Origin of the sequence: Chamaesiphon polymorphus CCALA 037, assembly GCF_003003845.1 — a bacterium.
In the GTDB taxonomy this organism is placed as follows: Bacteria; Cyanobacteriota; Cyanobacteriia; order Cyanobacteriales; family Chamaesiphonaceae; genus Chamaesiphon; species Chamaesiphon polymorphus.
The window spans coordinates 1-14,766 of record NZ_PVWO01000095.1 but is presented as its reverse complement, the minus strand read 5'-3'; the positions used below and the strand labels follow the sequence as shown (position 1 = coordinate 14,766).

The window sequence follows — 14,766 nt, the reverse complement described above, 5'->3', positions numbered from 1 at the left end:
ATTTATTATTAAATACATCGCTTTTGATATTAACACCAGCGTTGAGAGCATCTTTAATTTGAGATCGAGTAGTGCGATCGCCGTTTTTTAATAACTCCGATAATACTTGTACTGCTTCATAAGATGCCGAAGTAGTGCGATTGATATTACCACCCCACCGCTTACTCGCCGTTGCCACAAAATCTCGATTGCTACATTGAGGATCGTCATTCCAATCGACTGCGACTACTAACTTACCACTCCATCGCTGGAGTAAGTTGGGGCCAAGCTCGGCTGATAATAGCGGATTGGAACCGATAATAAGCTGGATTTTGTTAGGATCGGATTGTTCGAGTGCTTTCACCGCATTATTAAATACATTAGGCGTGTTAGTTTTCTCATCGGGAAATAGCACGATGATATTTGCGGTCTTTGCTTTCTCGATCCCTGCATTTACTTCACCAGCTAAACTTGACAAATCGAATCCATCTGCTAGCTCCCGATCGAACTCCTGTTTGAAATCTCGTTTAAATTTTTCAAATAAATCTTGACTGAATCCGGTTTTATCTGTTTTTTTATAAAATGAAACAAATGTGGGATTCTCGATCTTTTTTTGCTCTAATAGTTCGACCAAACTTCTGGCTTCAAATTGCGTAGAAGAGATCGTCCGAAAAAACACTCGCTCTCGATCGCCACATTTTTGTCTCAATTCACTCATCGAACTAGTCGGAGAAATAACTGCTAATCCAGCTTTGGAATAAGTTGGTAGAACTTGGCAGGTAACTTCACTACTATAGTGTCCGATCACAGCGAGAATAGCTCGCGCTTTGTTGTCAGAACTATTAATACTATGCTCGACGAGTTTTTTAGCTATTGCAACAGCTTGTTCTGGTTGATTGAGATCGTCTGCTATGCCTACTTCTAGATAAAGATCTGGCTCTCGATCGAGACTATTCGTCAGATTTACTACTTGATGTTGCTCCTGAGCGACACCAAACAAGATATGTTGTCCCTGCTCGATTCCCGCTGGCACGACAGCAGCGATCGTGTAAATTGGTTTGGTAGGTTTTTTTTGATGCCAATATCTGACCTTGGCATTATTCATATAGATTAAGATATCGGGATCTTTTTTGGCCAATTGATGCAGTTCGTCAAATTTCCGATACGACTCTTGATATTTTCTGGCTTTGAATAACTGAATTCCCTCAATCTTCTTTTCTCTCAATTCATTTTTATCTAACTTTTTATTGCCATAGCTATTAGTAAGATCTCGATCGCCAAAACTGATTAACTCCTCGGCAGGCTGAACTGAAGACGAGCTGACTGGAACCGATCGCTCTAGCCAATACTTGTAACCCAGCACACTAGCAATCGAACCGATCGTCATAGCTGCAACAGCTATTTTCGCCGGAAAAATAAAAGTATTCTGTTTTGTCAAAGGCTGCTTGCTGCGCTCGATAAAACTGGTAATTTCTTCACTATTTGAAAAGCCAGTATCTGCCGTGCGTGCAGATATATAATTAATCGCCTCCAGAATTTTACCTGGCGTTTGCGGACGTTCTTTAATATCTTCTTGGAGCATCCAGTTAATTAAGGGAATAATACCAGAAGTGGGAAAATCAGTTTCATATTCCCATTTATTTAAATCCAACTCAGTGGCGATCGGATGCTGTCCCGTCAGCAAATGAACGAAGGTTTTCCCCAGCGCGTAAAAGTCAGATTGGGGCACAGCTTTACCTGTGAGTTGCTCTGGAGCTGCGTAGATGGGTGTATAGGCGTGTGTGTTTGCGCCAGATCGATTCACTGTTTGCGTAATTTCTCTGACAATACCAAAATCTATCAATGCTAATTCACCGCTAGTTTTCAGCATAATATTGCTGGGCTTAATGTCGCGATGAAAGTGTTTTTTGCTATGGAGATAAGCGAGAATGATAGCGATTTTATTCAACCATGCTAACGCTGTTTGTTCTACAGCTAATTTACCATTTTTGGCCAGCCATTCTTCTAAGTCTTCGCCCTCGATCGATTCCATCACTAGGCAATGAATTTCTGGCCTGTTGCCCTCAGAAGGTCGATGAAAGTCAATAATATAGGCTGGAATTCCAGAGTTTTTAGAGTTTTTTAAAATTTCAACTTCGCGCTTAAACCGTTTTTTAAACTCATCTTCATTAGTTGTCAACGTTTTTAAAACTTTCGGTTGCCGATCGCCGCGATTATCTTCTACTCTAAATACTTCCCATTCGGGATTATGATTTGGTTTACTGATTTTTTCTAAAATCCGGAAGCGACCCTTGTATAACGATAATTGCGTGTTACACGATTGGCACCGGAGCGCACTATCTGAATTTTGACGATCGATACACTGGGGGTTGATGCAGTAACTCATTTATCTAACCTAAAATAACAAAACTCAAATTGTGGGTATCTGCCCAGACATGCACAGGTGCAGTCATTTGAGCGATGAGATCGCGTGCTTGGTTACTTCTTCTAAACCAAATAAAAATTCTCTACCATCCTCCGTATCTCCTTCATAGCGGGTCAAGAGCGATCGCCGCTCTAAAATATCTTTGGCTTTGATAAAATCGAGATCGGATTTGATGCGATCGCCACAGGCTTCATGAAGTTGCGGCTGAGACATCGGTTCGGCATCTTTGAGGATGTCTAAGATCGTGCGTGCGGCTTCGTCTAAGTCATCGATCGATCGCCGGACGATATCTTCGATCGATTGCGGGATGTAGAGATTGCGGAGAAACTCTGGCACATCCCCCTGATATCGATCTCGAATGTGGGAGCTAACTAGTTTTAAGGCTAGTGGATATCCATCGAATCTCGCGACTAATTCCGATGCTGCGGCAATATCTCGGACGAGTTTTGGCTCTTTACTTTTTAAAATCTCTAACCCCGTCGCGATATCTACCCCACCTAGGCGCATCGACTGCGCCGCATCTTGCCGATCTGCTACCGCTGTTACCTCATCAGGTTTTTCGTAAGACGTAATCAGTAAAATACAACTGTGATGCGATTTGCCATGCATCTGAAGTAATTTGCGCAACAACTGCTTATAATCTTCAAATTTATCGGTACACCCATCCGGTTCTTGCTCCAAGACAATCAGGCATCGGTGCTGTAGCTGCTGCCACAACCGCTCTCTAAGCTGCAACTGATTCAGATCGCTGATTGCATCCGTTGCATCTAGCTGCTGGAGTAAATCGATGATGGTGCTCTCCACAGAATCCCCATAGCTAAATGTCTTCCATTCAACTTGCTCGAAGCTATCTCTGACTCGATCGAGCAACTGCGCTACCAGCGAACTTTTGCCAATACCATCGAAACCATACACAATTACCAGACGACAGTTGACATTTGTCACCCAGTTTTTGAGTTGTGCGAGTTCTTCGGTTCGACCGTAAAAATTCGGCTCGGCAGGAACGGGATCTGTGCGGACGATGTTTTGACTGGGTTCGACAATTTCTTGCCAATCTAATCCCAAAAACTCACAGATTTGCTTAAACGTCGCGCGATCGATATTTTGCTTTCCTTCCCAAAACCGCTGCCATGTTTTGGCGGCAACAAATATTTCCGATCGCTCCAGTGCCTCGATGACACTCAGATCGTCGCGGGGTTTTAATCCTTTATCTTCAAGAATTTTCTCGATGCTAATTTTGCTGGATGGGAGTCTCCTATAGCCTGGGAGCCTTGGCATAAGTTCCTAACGAGGGTGCGCCTTGCCATTATACAGTAGGACTTTAAAATCCTGAATAATATCTGACCCAAATATAGATTCGATCGGCTCACAATTAGCTGCTAGAAAGATTTAACGCGATCCAAATGGGTCACTTTCCTAACTGTCCCAAACTGACTCTTGCTCTTTACCTGGATTTGGAAATATGATGCAGTCGTGACGACCGGATCGATTTTTTATTATTCTTATCTAACGAAAATATCGATCGTACTACTCACTAAATAATTTGTCAGAATCTAGCAGATGAATTGGGGTCTAGCCCCCGGCCATCTCTGTCAATTTATTACTAAGCCTAGATTTCAAGGCATATTACTGCATTGCTATTTTGTCAGTCTAGCAGTTGGAGAAAGCTGGATTTACAGCAATTGTCTGTAACGATCGCCTCTCATCAACTACAAGTTTTGGGCGTTTGCTCTCAAATTCCCACTCTGTAAAAATTACATTAACAATAGCGAAGGTGGGTGAGGAACATCCCGCGCTCAAAATGTCAACAACTAAAAACCTTTCAATATCGATCGGGAACCATCGATAAATTATTGATGACTTAGTTTGTGAGAGCAATTAAAAAGGTGAAAATATTAATCATCAAAAATACGAGCAGCTTTTTCGATCGTTGAAAATAATTTATCGCAAAAAACTGTCGCTAAAGCCCATAGTGCTACGGTTATTTTTAGGCTACGCAGACAATATTGTAAGGGTTAGATTATTTTCGATCTGTTTAGTAACAACATAGCAATTCTTTCCCAAAGAATCGATTTTAAGACATATTTAATTAGGAGGAACGAGTATATTGAATCAAGTACCAGAAAAACTGATGCATTACGTGCGCTGGGGATTGGCAATTAGCTGGTCGATCCTAATTGCCTCACTCTTTTACGATCCGATTTCCTTCATTCTGACCGATCCTGACAATTTCAGCAGCCCGTTCCGCATCCATGCCGAAACTTGTATCCTTCTTCAAGGTGAATGCGTGCCGCCACAACCTTATCGGTTAGGAGTCCGGCTATTTTGGTCGGCGATTGTCCCCGCTGCAATTTTTATTATCTTTGTATTCGGACACGAAACTTGGCGACGGATCTGTCCCCTATCGTTTTTTTCACAGCTTGCCAGAGCCTTAAAAATCCAACGTCGCCGTAAAATCGTAGACTCAGGGATCGTCCGCTATGAGTTAGTGACGATCTCTGAAGATTCCTGGTTGGGTAAAAATCATCTTTACGTGCAGTTTGGGTTATTCTGTGTAGGCTTAACCGCCAGACTGTTAATCGTTAACTCCGATCCATTCGCATTGGGAATTTTCCTAATCTCGACCATCTGTGCGGCCATGTTAGTCGGGTTTCTCTACGCTGGCAAAAGTTGGTGCCAATATTTCTGTCCCTTCGCTCCCGTGCAAGCGGTATTTACCGGGCCGAGGGGGTTATTCGGCTCTCAAGCGGATGCAGAAACCCAGTTTCCAGTTTCTCAGTCCATGTGTCGCACTACCGATAATGAGAGTGCTTGTGTGGGTTGCAAATCGCCGTGTATCGATATCGATGCGGAGCAAGCCTACTGGGAAAATTTGGAAACACCAGCGCGGCGATTCGTTCAGTATGGTTATGTTGGCATTTTGGTCGCCTTCTTCCTCTATTTTTATCTATTTGCGGGGAATTGGGACTACTATTTCTCTGGTGCTTGGAGTCGGGATAATGCGATTGAAATGCTATTTCAGCCGGGATTTTATCTATCGGGACGCGCGATTCCAGTCCCGAAATTAATTGCTGTGCCGCTGACGTTGGCGATGTTTACGGCACTCGCTTATTTTACGCTCGATCGAGTCGAAAAAGTTTATCGAGGATATCTCCGCCATCAGGGTAACATCGCTAGTCGCCAACAATCGCACCATACAATTTTCACTCTAATTACCGTCTTTTCGTTCTGGTTTTTCTTCTCTTTTGCGGGTCGCCCGATTCTCAATACAATGCCCATTGGCGCGGTCTTAGGATTTAACGCGATCGTCATTATCGTAGGCAGTATCTGGGGTTATCGAACTTTGAAACTAACACCCGATCGGGAGCGCGATCCGCTCGAATCCGTGCGCACAAGTCTCGATCGACAGGTATCGGCGGTAAAGGAGCCAGACATCAGCAGCCCCAACAATCTCGACGATCGTCGAGAACGGACGCCTCAACGCGCTGACTTGTCTAATTTAACCTCCACAGTAGTCAAACCAGGTAGCGATCGCACATTAGTAACGACCCAAACCCGCCCCAAATCGTAAACCGATCGGTTTGAGCAAAAAAAGCCTCCTCGATCGCCTATGACGTATACATAAGTCTATTGGTAACGCTCGTAGTCCTTTACCCCACCCCAGCCCTCCCCTTATAAAGGGGAGGGAGCAAGAAAAGTCTCCCTTTATAAGGGGGAGGGAGCAAGAAAAGCATCCCTTTATAAGGGAAAGGGAGCAAGAAAAGCCCCCCCTGCTTGGTGCAACACATGCGGAGGGAACCTCCGCGTGGTTGCATCCGCTTTATAAGGGGGGGTAGAGCACCAGCGAGAACGAAGTCTAGCAGACTTGTATAAACACCGTAGCCCCGATATTATTAACCTTCAAAATTCAACTATGCCCCAAACTATTACCCAATCTAGTTCACAGACAAATTCATCAACGCTCGCCATCAAAATCATTAACCTGGAGACCAATACTAAACAGAAAAATATTCTAATCACTAATACAATTGGTACCTGTTTGGTCGGTCGCAACCCATCGTGTGACATCGTTATCGACGACCCATTGGTAAGTAACGTTCACGGACTATTTCTCCAAAAAGAAAACAAGTGGTCTTATATCGATCTGTTACCGACAAATTCTTCTTATCTCAACAACACCGAAATTCCGGTAAATCAATCTCAAGCTCTCAAAAAACATGATTCGATTCATATCGGCGATTCGTGGTTGTTGGTAGAATCCATCAAACAGAGCGACACCAACAGCGAACAAGGTCATAGTCACAGCGACGATCGATGGCGGCAAGACCGAATCACAGTGCGCTGTGTGGGCGTAATTGAAGAAACCCCCGATGTGAAAACTTGGCGATTTGCGGCCAATCCGCCGATGCAGTTTGACTACAAACCGGGGCAGTTTATGACCTTACATCTTAATATCGATGGACGGCCAGTCGATCGATCCTATACGATTTCATCTACTCCCTCTCGTCCGCATACCCTAGAAATTACTGTCAAACGGGTACCAGCACCTGTAGAAGCCAGCGATGCACCACCCGGACTAGTTTCTAACTGGTTGCATGACAATCTCCAGGTTGGGGATGAGATTGAAATTAGTAACCCGATGGGTGATTTTACCTGTGTCGGGAATCCCGCTCGCAAACTTTTGTTCTTATCGGCAGGGAGTGGGATTACACCGATGATGTCGATGTCTCGCTGGGCATACGATACGGCTACCGATTTAGATATTGCTTTCTTTCACAGTGCGCGTAGTTCCCGCGATCTCATTTTTCAAAAAGAACTCGCCTGGATGTCCGCCCAAAACCCGAATTTTCAGCTCCACTTGAGCCTCACCCAAGCAGAGATTGGCAGTAATTGGGCTGGCTTAACCGGACGATTGAATGCCGAAATGTTGGCGAAAATCGCACCAGACTTCCGCGAGCGGACGGTCTATGTCTGTGGTTCCGAAGGGTTTATGCAAGGAGTGGAAACTCTGTTAGCCAGTTTAGATTTTCCGATGGCTAATTTCTATCTAGAAAGCTTTGGTGATGGCACACCCGTCCCCACTGCGCTCTCATCGACCCCTCCCGATCTTCCCGATGCAGACACCCCCGCTAGCTCGTTAGTGCTATTTTCAAAATCTGGTAAAGAAGTTAATACCGATGGCCAAGAGTCAATTTTACAACTTGGCAAGCAGGAAAATATTCGGCTCAAAAGTGCTTGTGGCAAAGGCAATTGTGGTGTTTGTAAACTGAAGAAGATTACGGGCAAAGTTAAGTATCAAGGTTCTGCAAATCGACTGTCTGCGAGCGATCGAGAGGCAGGTTTTATTTTACCTTGTATCGCTTATCCGATCGGACAAGTGGAGGTCGAGGCATAATCTTGAGGTATCGATATATTTGCAAAAAGATTGAGTTAAATAATCGGTAGGGGCAACTCATAAATTACCTCTGCCGATCGGTTATGAAAACCGAACTACTTATTCTAAAAGTTCTTTGATTTCTGCAACATTCCGAAAACCGACCGCGATCGCGACTCCATCTTTAACAAAAATTGGTCGTTTTAATAACATGACATCATCGCTAAAAGCCGCCGTCCATTGCGCCGCCGTCCAAGTATCTTTGGTTTCATCGAGCGCGCGGTAAGATTGACCGGAAGTATTTCGCATCGGACGTTCGCCCAAGCATTCGACCCAACTTGCAATTTTTGTGGGGCTGGGTGGCTGTTCTTTAGTATTAATAAATTCGTAACTAATACCCTGTGCATCTAGCCATTGTAGAGCTTTTTTGCAAGTACCACAGGTGGGAATACCATAAACTTGAATTGACGTCATGACTTAATTGATAATTGATAATTGATAATTGATAATTGCGGATTGATTTTCGGACGGGGAACCCGTCCATGAAAATCAACCAAGCAGCGGGTACAACCACGATCGAGAGTGGAGGAACAGGCATCTGCAAGCAACCCCCTACTCTTTATTAAATAAGTCGTAAGTTTTAAGGAGTATATTAACAACTCGATCGCTCTCAATTTTTATCGAGAGAGCTAGTTATGGACGTGAAATAAATTCTGATGCCAATAACTACCCGTGGCGATCGCGACTTCCAGCTCCGGTGCCGCCAAAGGACGACTAAATAAGAAACCTTGAACGGCATCACAATTAATCGATCGCAAGCACTCAAATTGTTCGACTGTTTCTACTCCTTCAGCTACGACATTGAGTTTCAATTCGTGTCCCAAGTTGATAATAGTTCTGACGATACCTGCATCGATCGTATTGGCGCGGAGTTCGCGCATAAACGATCGATCGATTTTGAGTCGATCTAAAGGTATATATTTGAGTACTGCCAAAGAAGAGTAACCCGTACCAAAATCATCCAAAGAGATCTTAACACCTATTTCCCTTAGCGATTGGAGAATTGAGATTGTCAGATCTAAATCTTTAATTGCAATACTTTCAGTAACTTCTATTTCCAGAGCAGTTGCGGGTAGTCCTGTTTCCGCTAAAATTGTGTCAATCTTCTCAATTAAATTTCGATCTTGCAGTTGTTTGACTGAGAAATTAACCGCAATTGGAAAATGACCCAATCCCAAATTTTGCCAGATTTTATTTTGCTGACAAGCAGTTCTAATCACCCATTCACCAATCTTAATAATCGAGCCAGTTTCTTCAGCCATCGGAATCAGTTCGGCAGGAGATAGCAAATTACCATGAAGATCTTGACATCGCAATAAAGCTTCAATGCCGATAATTTTTCCGGTGAGGATATCTAGCTGCGGTTGATAATGTAAGAAGAGTTTGCAATCGGCGATCGCCCGATCGAGGATATTTTCTAATTGCAATCGATCGGTTGCTGGATAGATAATTGAATCGGCATAAATTTCGTAGCTATTTTTACCATTACTTTTGGCTTTAGTGAGGGCGGTATCGGCATGTTGGAGCAAACTCTCACTATCCGAACTGTCACTATTTGCAATGGCAATTCCCATGCTAACTTTGATGTAGAGTGAATCGGTCTTTAAGCTCGGGAAACTTCGCTCGAACACAAACGGTAAATCAAAACAAGCAATCGCTCGATCGGCAATTTTTCTAATTAAGGTAACATCGCTAGCCGCCGGAATTATCATCGCAAATTCATCGCCGCTCCACCGTCCGATAATTGCTTCATTATCAAAGGTATGTTGCAAACGTTCGGCAATTAATTGCAGCAAGCGATCGCCACAGCGATGGCCTAGACTATCATTGATATTTTTAAACCGCGTTAAATTGAGAACTATCACAGCCAAAAAGTCACCTGCTGGCGGCATTTTTGCCAACGCTAAATTCAACCATTGACTTAAGAGCAGTCGATTGGGTAAACCAGTCAAAATATCGTGATACAGCCGATCTCGAAACATCTGTTCGACTCGCTGTTCGATTACCGCTAAATACATTTGGCACGCTAAATTTTGAGCCAATTGCAACTCCTCATTCGTCCACCGAGCTTCAGACTCGCTCGTCGCAGATCTAAACAACGTCAGACAACCCACGCACCGCTCGCGATCTCTCAGAGCTAAAATCAGCAAAGATTGAATGCCCGCAGTATTAAAAGCCGTCAATATCGGTGCGAGTGTCGGATGCCGATCGATACAATGGACGGGGTGAACTTTGTCGAAAGCTAGCGGCAACGGCGAATTACCATAAGGATATAGCGGTAGATCGATCTGATGGATGATATTTTGCCACAACCGATTCTTTTCGATCGGTGTCGAACTACGCGGCTGTAAGCCGTAGCTATAAATTTGAGCGTGTTGAACTAGCGGTTGAGCGAGGATGAGGAGCCTACTACCATCCGCATTGAGAGCGCGAGCGATATCTGCTAGCAATTCGGGTTTGAGTTGACGCACAGATGGTGACGAGCACGACATCTTCATAATAGGTGTTGGCTTTAGGCTTTAGGCTTTAGGGTAAGAGGGTGTGAGGTGCTAGGCTTTAGGCTTTAGGCTTTAGGTGTTAGGTAGCAGGCTTGAAGGCAAAGGGTTGAGGGTAAGTGGGGTAAAGGATAGATATTTTGAGGATGGGTAAATAGTGATAGTCTGGATCGAGCGAGTGACGATTGCTAATTATCGTGCTATTAAAGTTTTGGATCTTATGGACGACAGCATTAATAATATCTCTTTGCCGATCGGTCTGCCGAAGAATGTCGAAGAACTTGCCGAATTAATCGTCATTGCCAACCGCGAGCGATCCCCTGTCGCGATCGCGGGCAATAGTACGAAACTGGACTGGGGTGGTATCGTCACAGGGGCAAAATCGCTCGTCAGTACTCAAAACCTCGATCGCTCGATCGCTCATGCTGTCGGCGATCTAACTGTTACTGTCGAAGCAGGGATGACGTTCGCCAGTTTGCAAACAATTTTAGTCGCTGCCGGACAATTTTTACCACTCGATCCGGCTTATCCCGATCGAGCCACGATTGGCGGCATTATTGCTACTGCCGATGCTGGCTCCCTCCGACATCGTTACGGTGGCGTGCGAGATTTACTACTGGGCATTACTTTCGTGCGTGCCGATGGCAAAATTGCCAAAGCTGGCGGTAGAGTCGTCAAAAACGTGGCTGGCTACGACATGATGAAGCTGTTTACTGGCTCCTACGGCACGTTAGGGATTTTGACAGAAGTAACTTTCCGAGTCTACCCATTACCCACCAATTTTGGTACCGTCATCCTCACAGGTGCCCCCGAAAAACTGGCACAAGCGGCCAAAACTTTGCTGGCGAGTACTTTAACCTCGATCGCCGCAGACGTGGTTTCTACTGCCTTCAGTCAGGCTCTAGACATCAGTAATACGCCCAGTCTCGTCGTCAAATTTGCCACCATTCCCGAAAGTATCGATCGACAGTCCGCACAATTACTAGAAATTGGTAAAAGCCTGGGATTAAAAGGCGGAATCTGGCAAGGCACCCAAGCCGAACACCTGTGGAGTGGCATTCAAACCGGAATTTGGGGCACTACTCCGATCGGTTGTAAACTAGGCGTCAGGCTCACTGCTGCCGTAGACACGATCGCCACACTCGATCGCGAGACTGCTAATACAGCCAAAGGTGTCATTCATCTCAATAGCGGCATCGGAGCCTGCGCTCTAAGCGATGCCAAACACATTGCCCCCCTGCGCAATCATTGCGAAGCCTCTGGTGGCTTCCTGTCCGTTCTTCAGGCACCTGGAGAGATAAAGCAACAGCTCGATGTGTGGGGATACCGAGGCAATGCCGTTCCACTAATGCAACAAATTAAACAGCAGTTCGATCCAGCAAATATTCTCAATCCCGGACGATGTTTTTAGGGTAATAGGTAATAGGTAATAGGTAATAAGTAATGGGTAATCAGTACCGATCTCCTAATCCTATCGATCCCGATATTTATTCCCTTTGGTAGAACGAATACTGAGGATAGCTGGCATATGATGCAAGAAATTATACAAATTTATTGCATAACTGGAGCGCGAAAATGGCCAATAATTATAACAATCCCCAAGAACGTACCGAAGCAGAACGGCGGAGACTTGCCGAAGCCGAGCTTCAATATCAAAGAGAAAGATCCGCAGAAGATAGCGGTACGGCTAATGGCTTAGTCATTGGCAGTATCTTAGTTGCCTTGGTGGGATTGGGATCTCTAGCGGCTTACTACTTGAATAGACCCGCACCTACACCCACCACCATTATTAATACCCCGCCGACACCCGCAGCTTCGGTATCGCCAGCACCTCCAAAACAAACCACAATTATCGATCGCACGGTAGAGAAAACGGCACCACCAAAAGTAGTCGAAGTGGAAAAACCAGTAGCCGTACCAGTTCCCGCCGCACCAAAAGTAGTTGAAGTGGAAAAACCAGTGATCGTGCCTGGTGAAACTAAAGTCATTCGAGTACCCACCCCTGCTGCGACACCGACACCACCCAGTGCAGCAGATAAATCGAATACTCCTGCTGCGAGTCCTACACCTTCAGTGCCACCGTCTACCCCGGCTGGTGAGGGTACCGACTCCCCTAATGCTCCAGATTCCAGCAATACCGCTCCAGCAAATAATAATTAAGTAATTATTATTTGCTGACATCCCCGATTTCTTCAACTCGATTTAAAGATCGCGATGGAGTAGAGCCTACCTCGATTGGTTGACTCTACTCCATTTTTGTGACACTTTTCCTCATCGTGGCAAAAGTCGAGTTTGAGTATCTGTCGTATCGCTCCGCAATCTGCACCTTCCGCTCCCCGGAACTCGATCGAGTATTACCAGTCCTAGTCAAGTGAGACGCGATCGACTTAAACTAAGTTGACTAAAACATTTAATTCCCCGAATCAACCGATGCAGAAATCATTTCAACGCTTAATCGTAGTTAGTTTGCTCATGGGTACCCTGATTTTGGGTGCTTGCGATAGTCCCAAGCGACCACCATCCGATAGTTCCACCAGTACGCCAACATCGGCTAGCACTCCCGCTCCTGTCAGTAATACCAACCAGTTCCCCGGACTACCCAGACTCAATGGCAAAGCGACAGTACTGATGACAGTCAGAGGTAACAAACAGATTGCGATCGAGTTAGATGGTAATAATGCTCCCATTACGGCGGGTAACTTTGTCGATTTAGTCCAAAAAGGATTTTATAACGGTCTGAATTTCCACCGCGTCGTGCGTCAACCCCAGCCTTTTGTCGTCCAAGGCGGCGACCCCAAAGGGAATGGTACGGGAGGTTACGTTCCGACCGGATCGAGTACAGAGCGACGGATTCCCCTTGAAATCAAGCCCAAAGGCGCAGCCGCACCAGTCTACGGTCAAACTATCACAGACATGCCAGAACTCCAGCACAAACGCGGGACGATTGCGATGGCAAGATCGCAGTCGCCAGACTCGGCATCTTCCCAGTTTTATTTCACCCTTGCCGATATCGCGTTCCTCGATGGTAACTATGCTGTCTTTGGTAAAATCACTACCGGGTTAGATATCATCGATACTATTCAACAAGGCGATAAAATTACCTCAGCTAAAGTAACTCAAGGCATTGAGAATCTTAAGAAATAATCAATATTTATCAATTATTTCTTAACGTGTTGTTTAGAATTAATGAGAGGGGTCATTCATGAATGGCCCCTCTCATCTTGTGTAAAAATACAGGAAAGCACGAGTCAATGACAAACTTAATTATTTCAACGATCGCGGCAGCTTGGATAGTGGTAATGGCACTCATATCTGTCCAAAATGCCAGCTTAGTCAGCCTGCGGTTTGTATTCTGGAGATCGATCGATCTACCATGGGGACTAGTCTTAGCTGGAGCCGTCGCGTTAGGCTTGATTATCGGTGGCTGTGTACCTTTGCTGCGCAACAAACCCGCTACCGTCGATCGCAAATAGTTCGCTATGCCAGCACGAGCCAGCGCATCTAAATATCTTTTGGCGGATCTATCTGCACCAGTTTCAGAGTCCCAACGGGGAACGCAGATCGAGCGTAACTTCCTCGCATCCAGTATCGATCGAGAACAGCTCTCAATGAAGTCCGTTCGAGATCTCGATCCCAAAGTGGTGTAACTATGATACCACTTACAAAGCTTCTAACCTTTACCGCTAGTGAATGTTAACGTTTGTGACAAAGACGAACGAAAAAAAATCACAGCGCGAATAACATTGTATAAATTTAAGGTAATAGGTAGTCGTAGTTACCAAATGCCAGCTAGCGAATGCTGGCTTGTAATACGAGATTTTTCCCCAGTCGATTACCTACGGTACGCTACGCGATCGAGCTGTGTGGTGCGGTGAGCCAAACCTCAGCAGATAAATAGACTTGTCAAAACTATTAAACCGAATAAAAGGATTAAATATTATGTTAGACGGATTCTCTAAGGTTGTTGCCCAAGCAGACGCACAAGGTCAATACATCAGTGCCGGACAATTAGACGCATTAGCAGCAATGGTTGCTGACGGCAACAAACGGATGGATACAGTCAACCGGATCACGTCCAACTCCTCCACCATCGTCGCTAACGCCGCACGCGCGCTGTTTGCCGAGCAACCCAACCTGATCGCACCAGGTGGTAACGCATACACCAGCCGTCGCATGGCAGCTTGCTTGCGCGACATGGAAATCATTTTACGCTACGTTACTTACGCAATCTTCGCAGGCGACGCATCCGTACTCGACGACCGTTGTTTGAATGGCTTACGCGAAACTTACCTCGCATTAGGTACTCCTGGTTCTTCCGTAGCTGCTGGCGTTAACAAAATGAAAGATGCTGCCATTGCGATTGCTGCTGACAAAAACGGCATCACCAACGGCGATTGTAGCGCGCTGATGTCTGAAGTTGCAGGTTACTTCGA

General features: G+C 45.3%; 12 protein-coding genes. 8 read left to right on the top strand and 4 right to left on the bottom strand.

What is annotated here, in order from left to right; translation table 11 throughout:
• Positions 1–2,365: bifunctional serine/threonine-protein kinase/ABC transporter substrate-binding protein (locus C7B77_RS09805; protein WP_106303488.1), on the bottom strand; the 2,365-nt coding region annotated here is incomplete at its 3' end.
• A 63-nt stretch (positions 2,366–2,428) separates the two neighbouring features.
• Positions 2,429–3,682 carry an ATP-binding protein gene (locus tag C7B77_RS09800; RefSeq protein ID WP_106303485.1) on the bottom strand — a complete coding sequence of 418 codons (1,254 nt, stop codon included), beginning with the start codon at positions 3,680–3,682 and terminating at the stop codon, positions 2,429–2,431.
• An 829-nt stretch (positions 3,683–4,511) separates the two neighbouring features.
• Between C7B77_RS09800 and C7B77_RS09795 the strand changes: the two genes are divergently transcribed.
• Positions 4,512–5,975, top strand: a complete 1,464-nt coding sequence (locus tag C7B77_RS09795) for a hypothetical protein (protein WP_106303482.1) — start codon at positions 4,512–4,514, stop codon at positions 5,973–5,975.
• A gap of 342 nt (positions 5,976–6,317) precedes the next feature.
• Complete coding sequence (locus C7B77_RS09790) at positions 6,318–7,799, top strand: FHA domain-containing protein (protein ID WP_106303480.1); 1,482 nt, start codon at positions 6,318–6,320, stop codon at positions 7,797–7,799.
• A gap of 99 nt (positions 7,800–7,898) precedes the next feature.
• Here C7B77_RS09790 and C7B77_RS09785 read toward each other — a convergent pair whose 3' ends face one another.
• Together C7B77_RS09785 and C7B77_RS09780 are read right to left on the bottom strand one after the other, a co-directional pair.
• The gene (locus C7B77_RS09785) at positions 7,899–8,252 is read right to left on the bottom strand and encodes a Spx/MgsR family RNA polymerase-binding regulatory protein (RefSeq protein ID WP_106303477.1); all 354 of its coding nucleotides are present in this window, start codon (positions 8,250–8,252) and stop codon (positions 7,899–7,901) included.
• Between the two features lie 215 nt (positions 8,253–8,467).
• The gene (locus tag C7B77_RS09780; protein ID WP_106303474.1) at positions 8,468–10,336 is read right to left on the bottom strand and encodes a putative bifunctional diguanylate cyclase/phosphodiesterase; all 1,869 of its coding nucleotides are present in this window, start codon (positions 10,334–10,336) and stop codon (positions 8,468–8,470) included.
• A 154-nt stretch (positions 10,337–10,490) separates the two neighbouring features.
• Here C7B77_RS09780 and C7B77_RS09775 point away from each other — a divergent pair, with 154 nt between their 5' ends.
• From C7B77_RS09775 to C7B77_RS09755, 6 genes are all read left to right on the top strand, one after another.
• Complete coding sequence (locus C7B77_RS09775; RefSeq protein ID WP_245894143.1) at positions 10,491–11,744, top strand: FAD-binding oxidoreductase; 1,254 nt, start codon at positions 10,491–10,493, stop codon at positions 11,742–11,744.
• Between the two features lie 164 nt (positions 11,745–11,908).
• Positions 11,909–12,493 carry a hypothetical protein gene (locus C7B77_RS09770; protein ID WP_106303471.1) on the top strand — a complete coding sequence of 195 codons (585 nt, stop codon included), beginning with the start codon at positions 11,909–11,911 and terminating at the stop codon, positions 12,491–12,493.
• A 270-nt stretch (positions 12,494–12,763) separates the two neighbouring features.
• Complete coding sequence (locus tag C7B77_RS09765) at positions 12,764–13,477, top strand: peptidylprolyl isomerase (RefSeq protein WP_106303492.1); 714 nt, start codon at positions 12,764–12,766, stop codon at positions 13,475–13,477.
• A 107-nt stretch (positions 13,478–13,584) separates the two neighbouring features.
• The gene (locus C7B77_RS09760) at positions 13,585–13,806 is read left to right on the top strand and encodes a lipopolysaccharide assembly protein LapA domain-containing protein (RefSeq protein ID WP_106303468.1); all 222 of its coding nucleotides are present in this window, start codon (positions 13,585–13,587) and stop codon (positions 13,804–13,806) included.
• Between the two features lie 6 nt (positions 13,807–13,812).
• Positions 13,813–13,980 carry a hypothetical protein gene (locus C7B77_RS29835; RefSeq protein WP_181243793.1) on the top strand — a complete coding sequence of 56 codons (168 nt, stop codon included), beginning with the start codon at positions 13,813–13,815 and terminating at the stop codon, positions 13,978–13,980.
• A gap of 292 nt (positions 13,981–14,272) precedes the next feature.
• Positions 14,273–14,766, top strand: a 494-nt coding sequence (locus C7B77_RS09755) for a C-phycocyanin subunit beta (protein ID WP_106303465.1), incomplete at its 3' end; no start/stop codon positions are given.

Coding starts and splice junctions, on each gene's coding strand:
- C7B77_RS09800 (WP_106303485.1), bottom strand. CDS start 3,682: ATGCCAAGGCTCCCAGGCTATAGGAGACTCCCATCCAGCAAAATTAGC.
- C7B77_RS09790 (WP_106303480.1), top strand. CDS start 6,318: ATGCCCCAAACTATTACCCAATCTAGTTCACAGACAAATTCATCAACG.
- C7B77_RS09785 (WP_106303477.1), bottom strand. CDS start 8,252: ATGACGTCAATTCAAGTTTATGGTATTCCCACCTGTGGTACTTGCAAA.
- C7B77_RS09780 (WP_106303474.1), bottom strand. CDS start 10,336: ATGAAGATGTCGTGCTCGTCACCATCTGTGCGTCAACTCAAACCCGAA.
- C7B77_RS09770 (WP_106303471.1), top strand. CDS start 11,909: ATGGCCAATAATTATAACAATCCCCAAGAACGTACCGAAGCAGAACGG.
- C7B77_RS09765 (WP_106303492.1), top strand. CDS start 12,764: ATGCAGAAATCATTTCAACGCTTAATCGTAGTTAGTTTGCTCATGGGT.
- C7B77_RS09760 (WP_106303468.1), top strand. CDS start 13,585: ATGACAAACTTAATTATTTCAACGATCGCGGCAGCTTGGATAGTGGTA.
- C7B77_RS29835 (WP_181243793.1), top strand. CDS start 13,813: ATGCCAGCACGAGCCAGCGCATCTAAATATCTTTTGGCGGATCTATCT.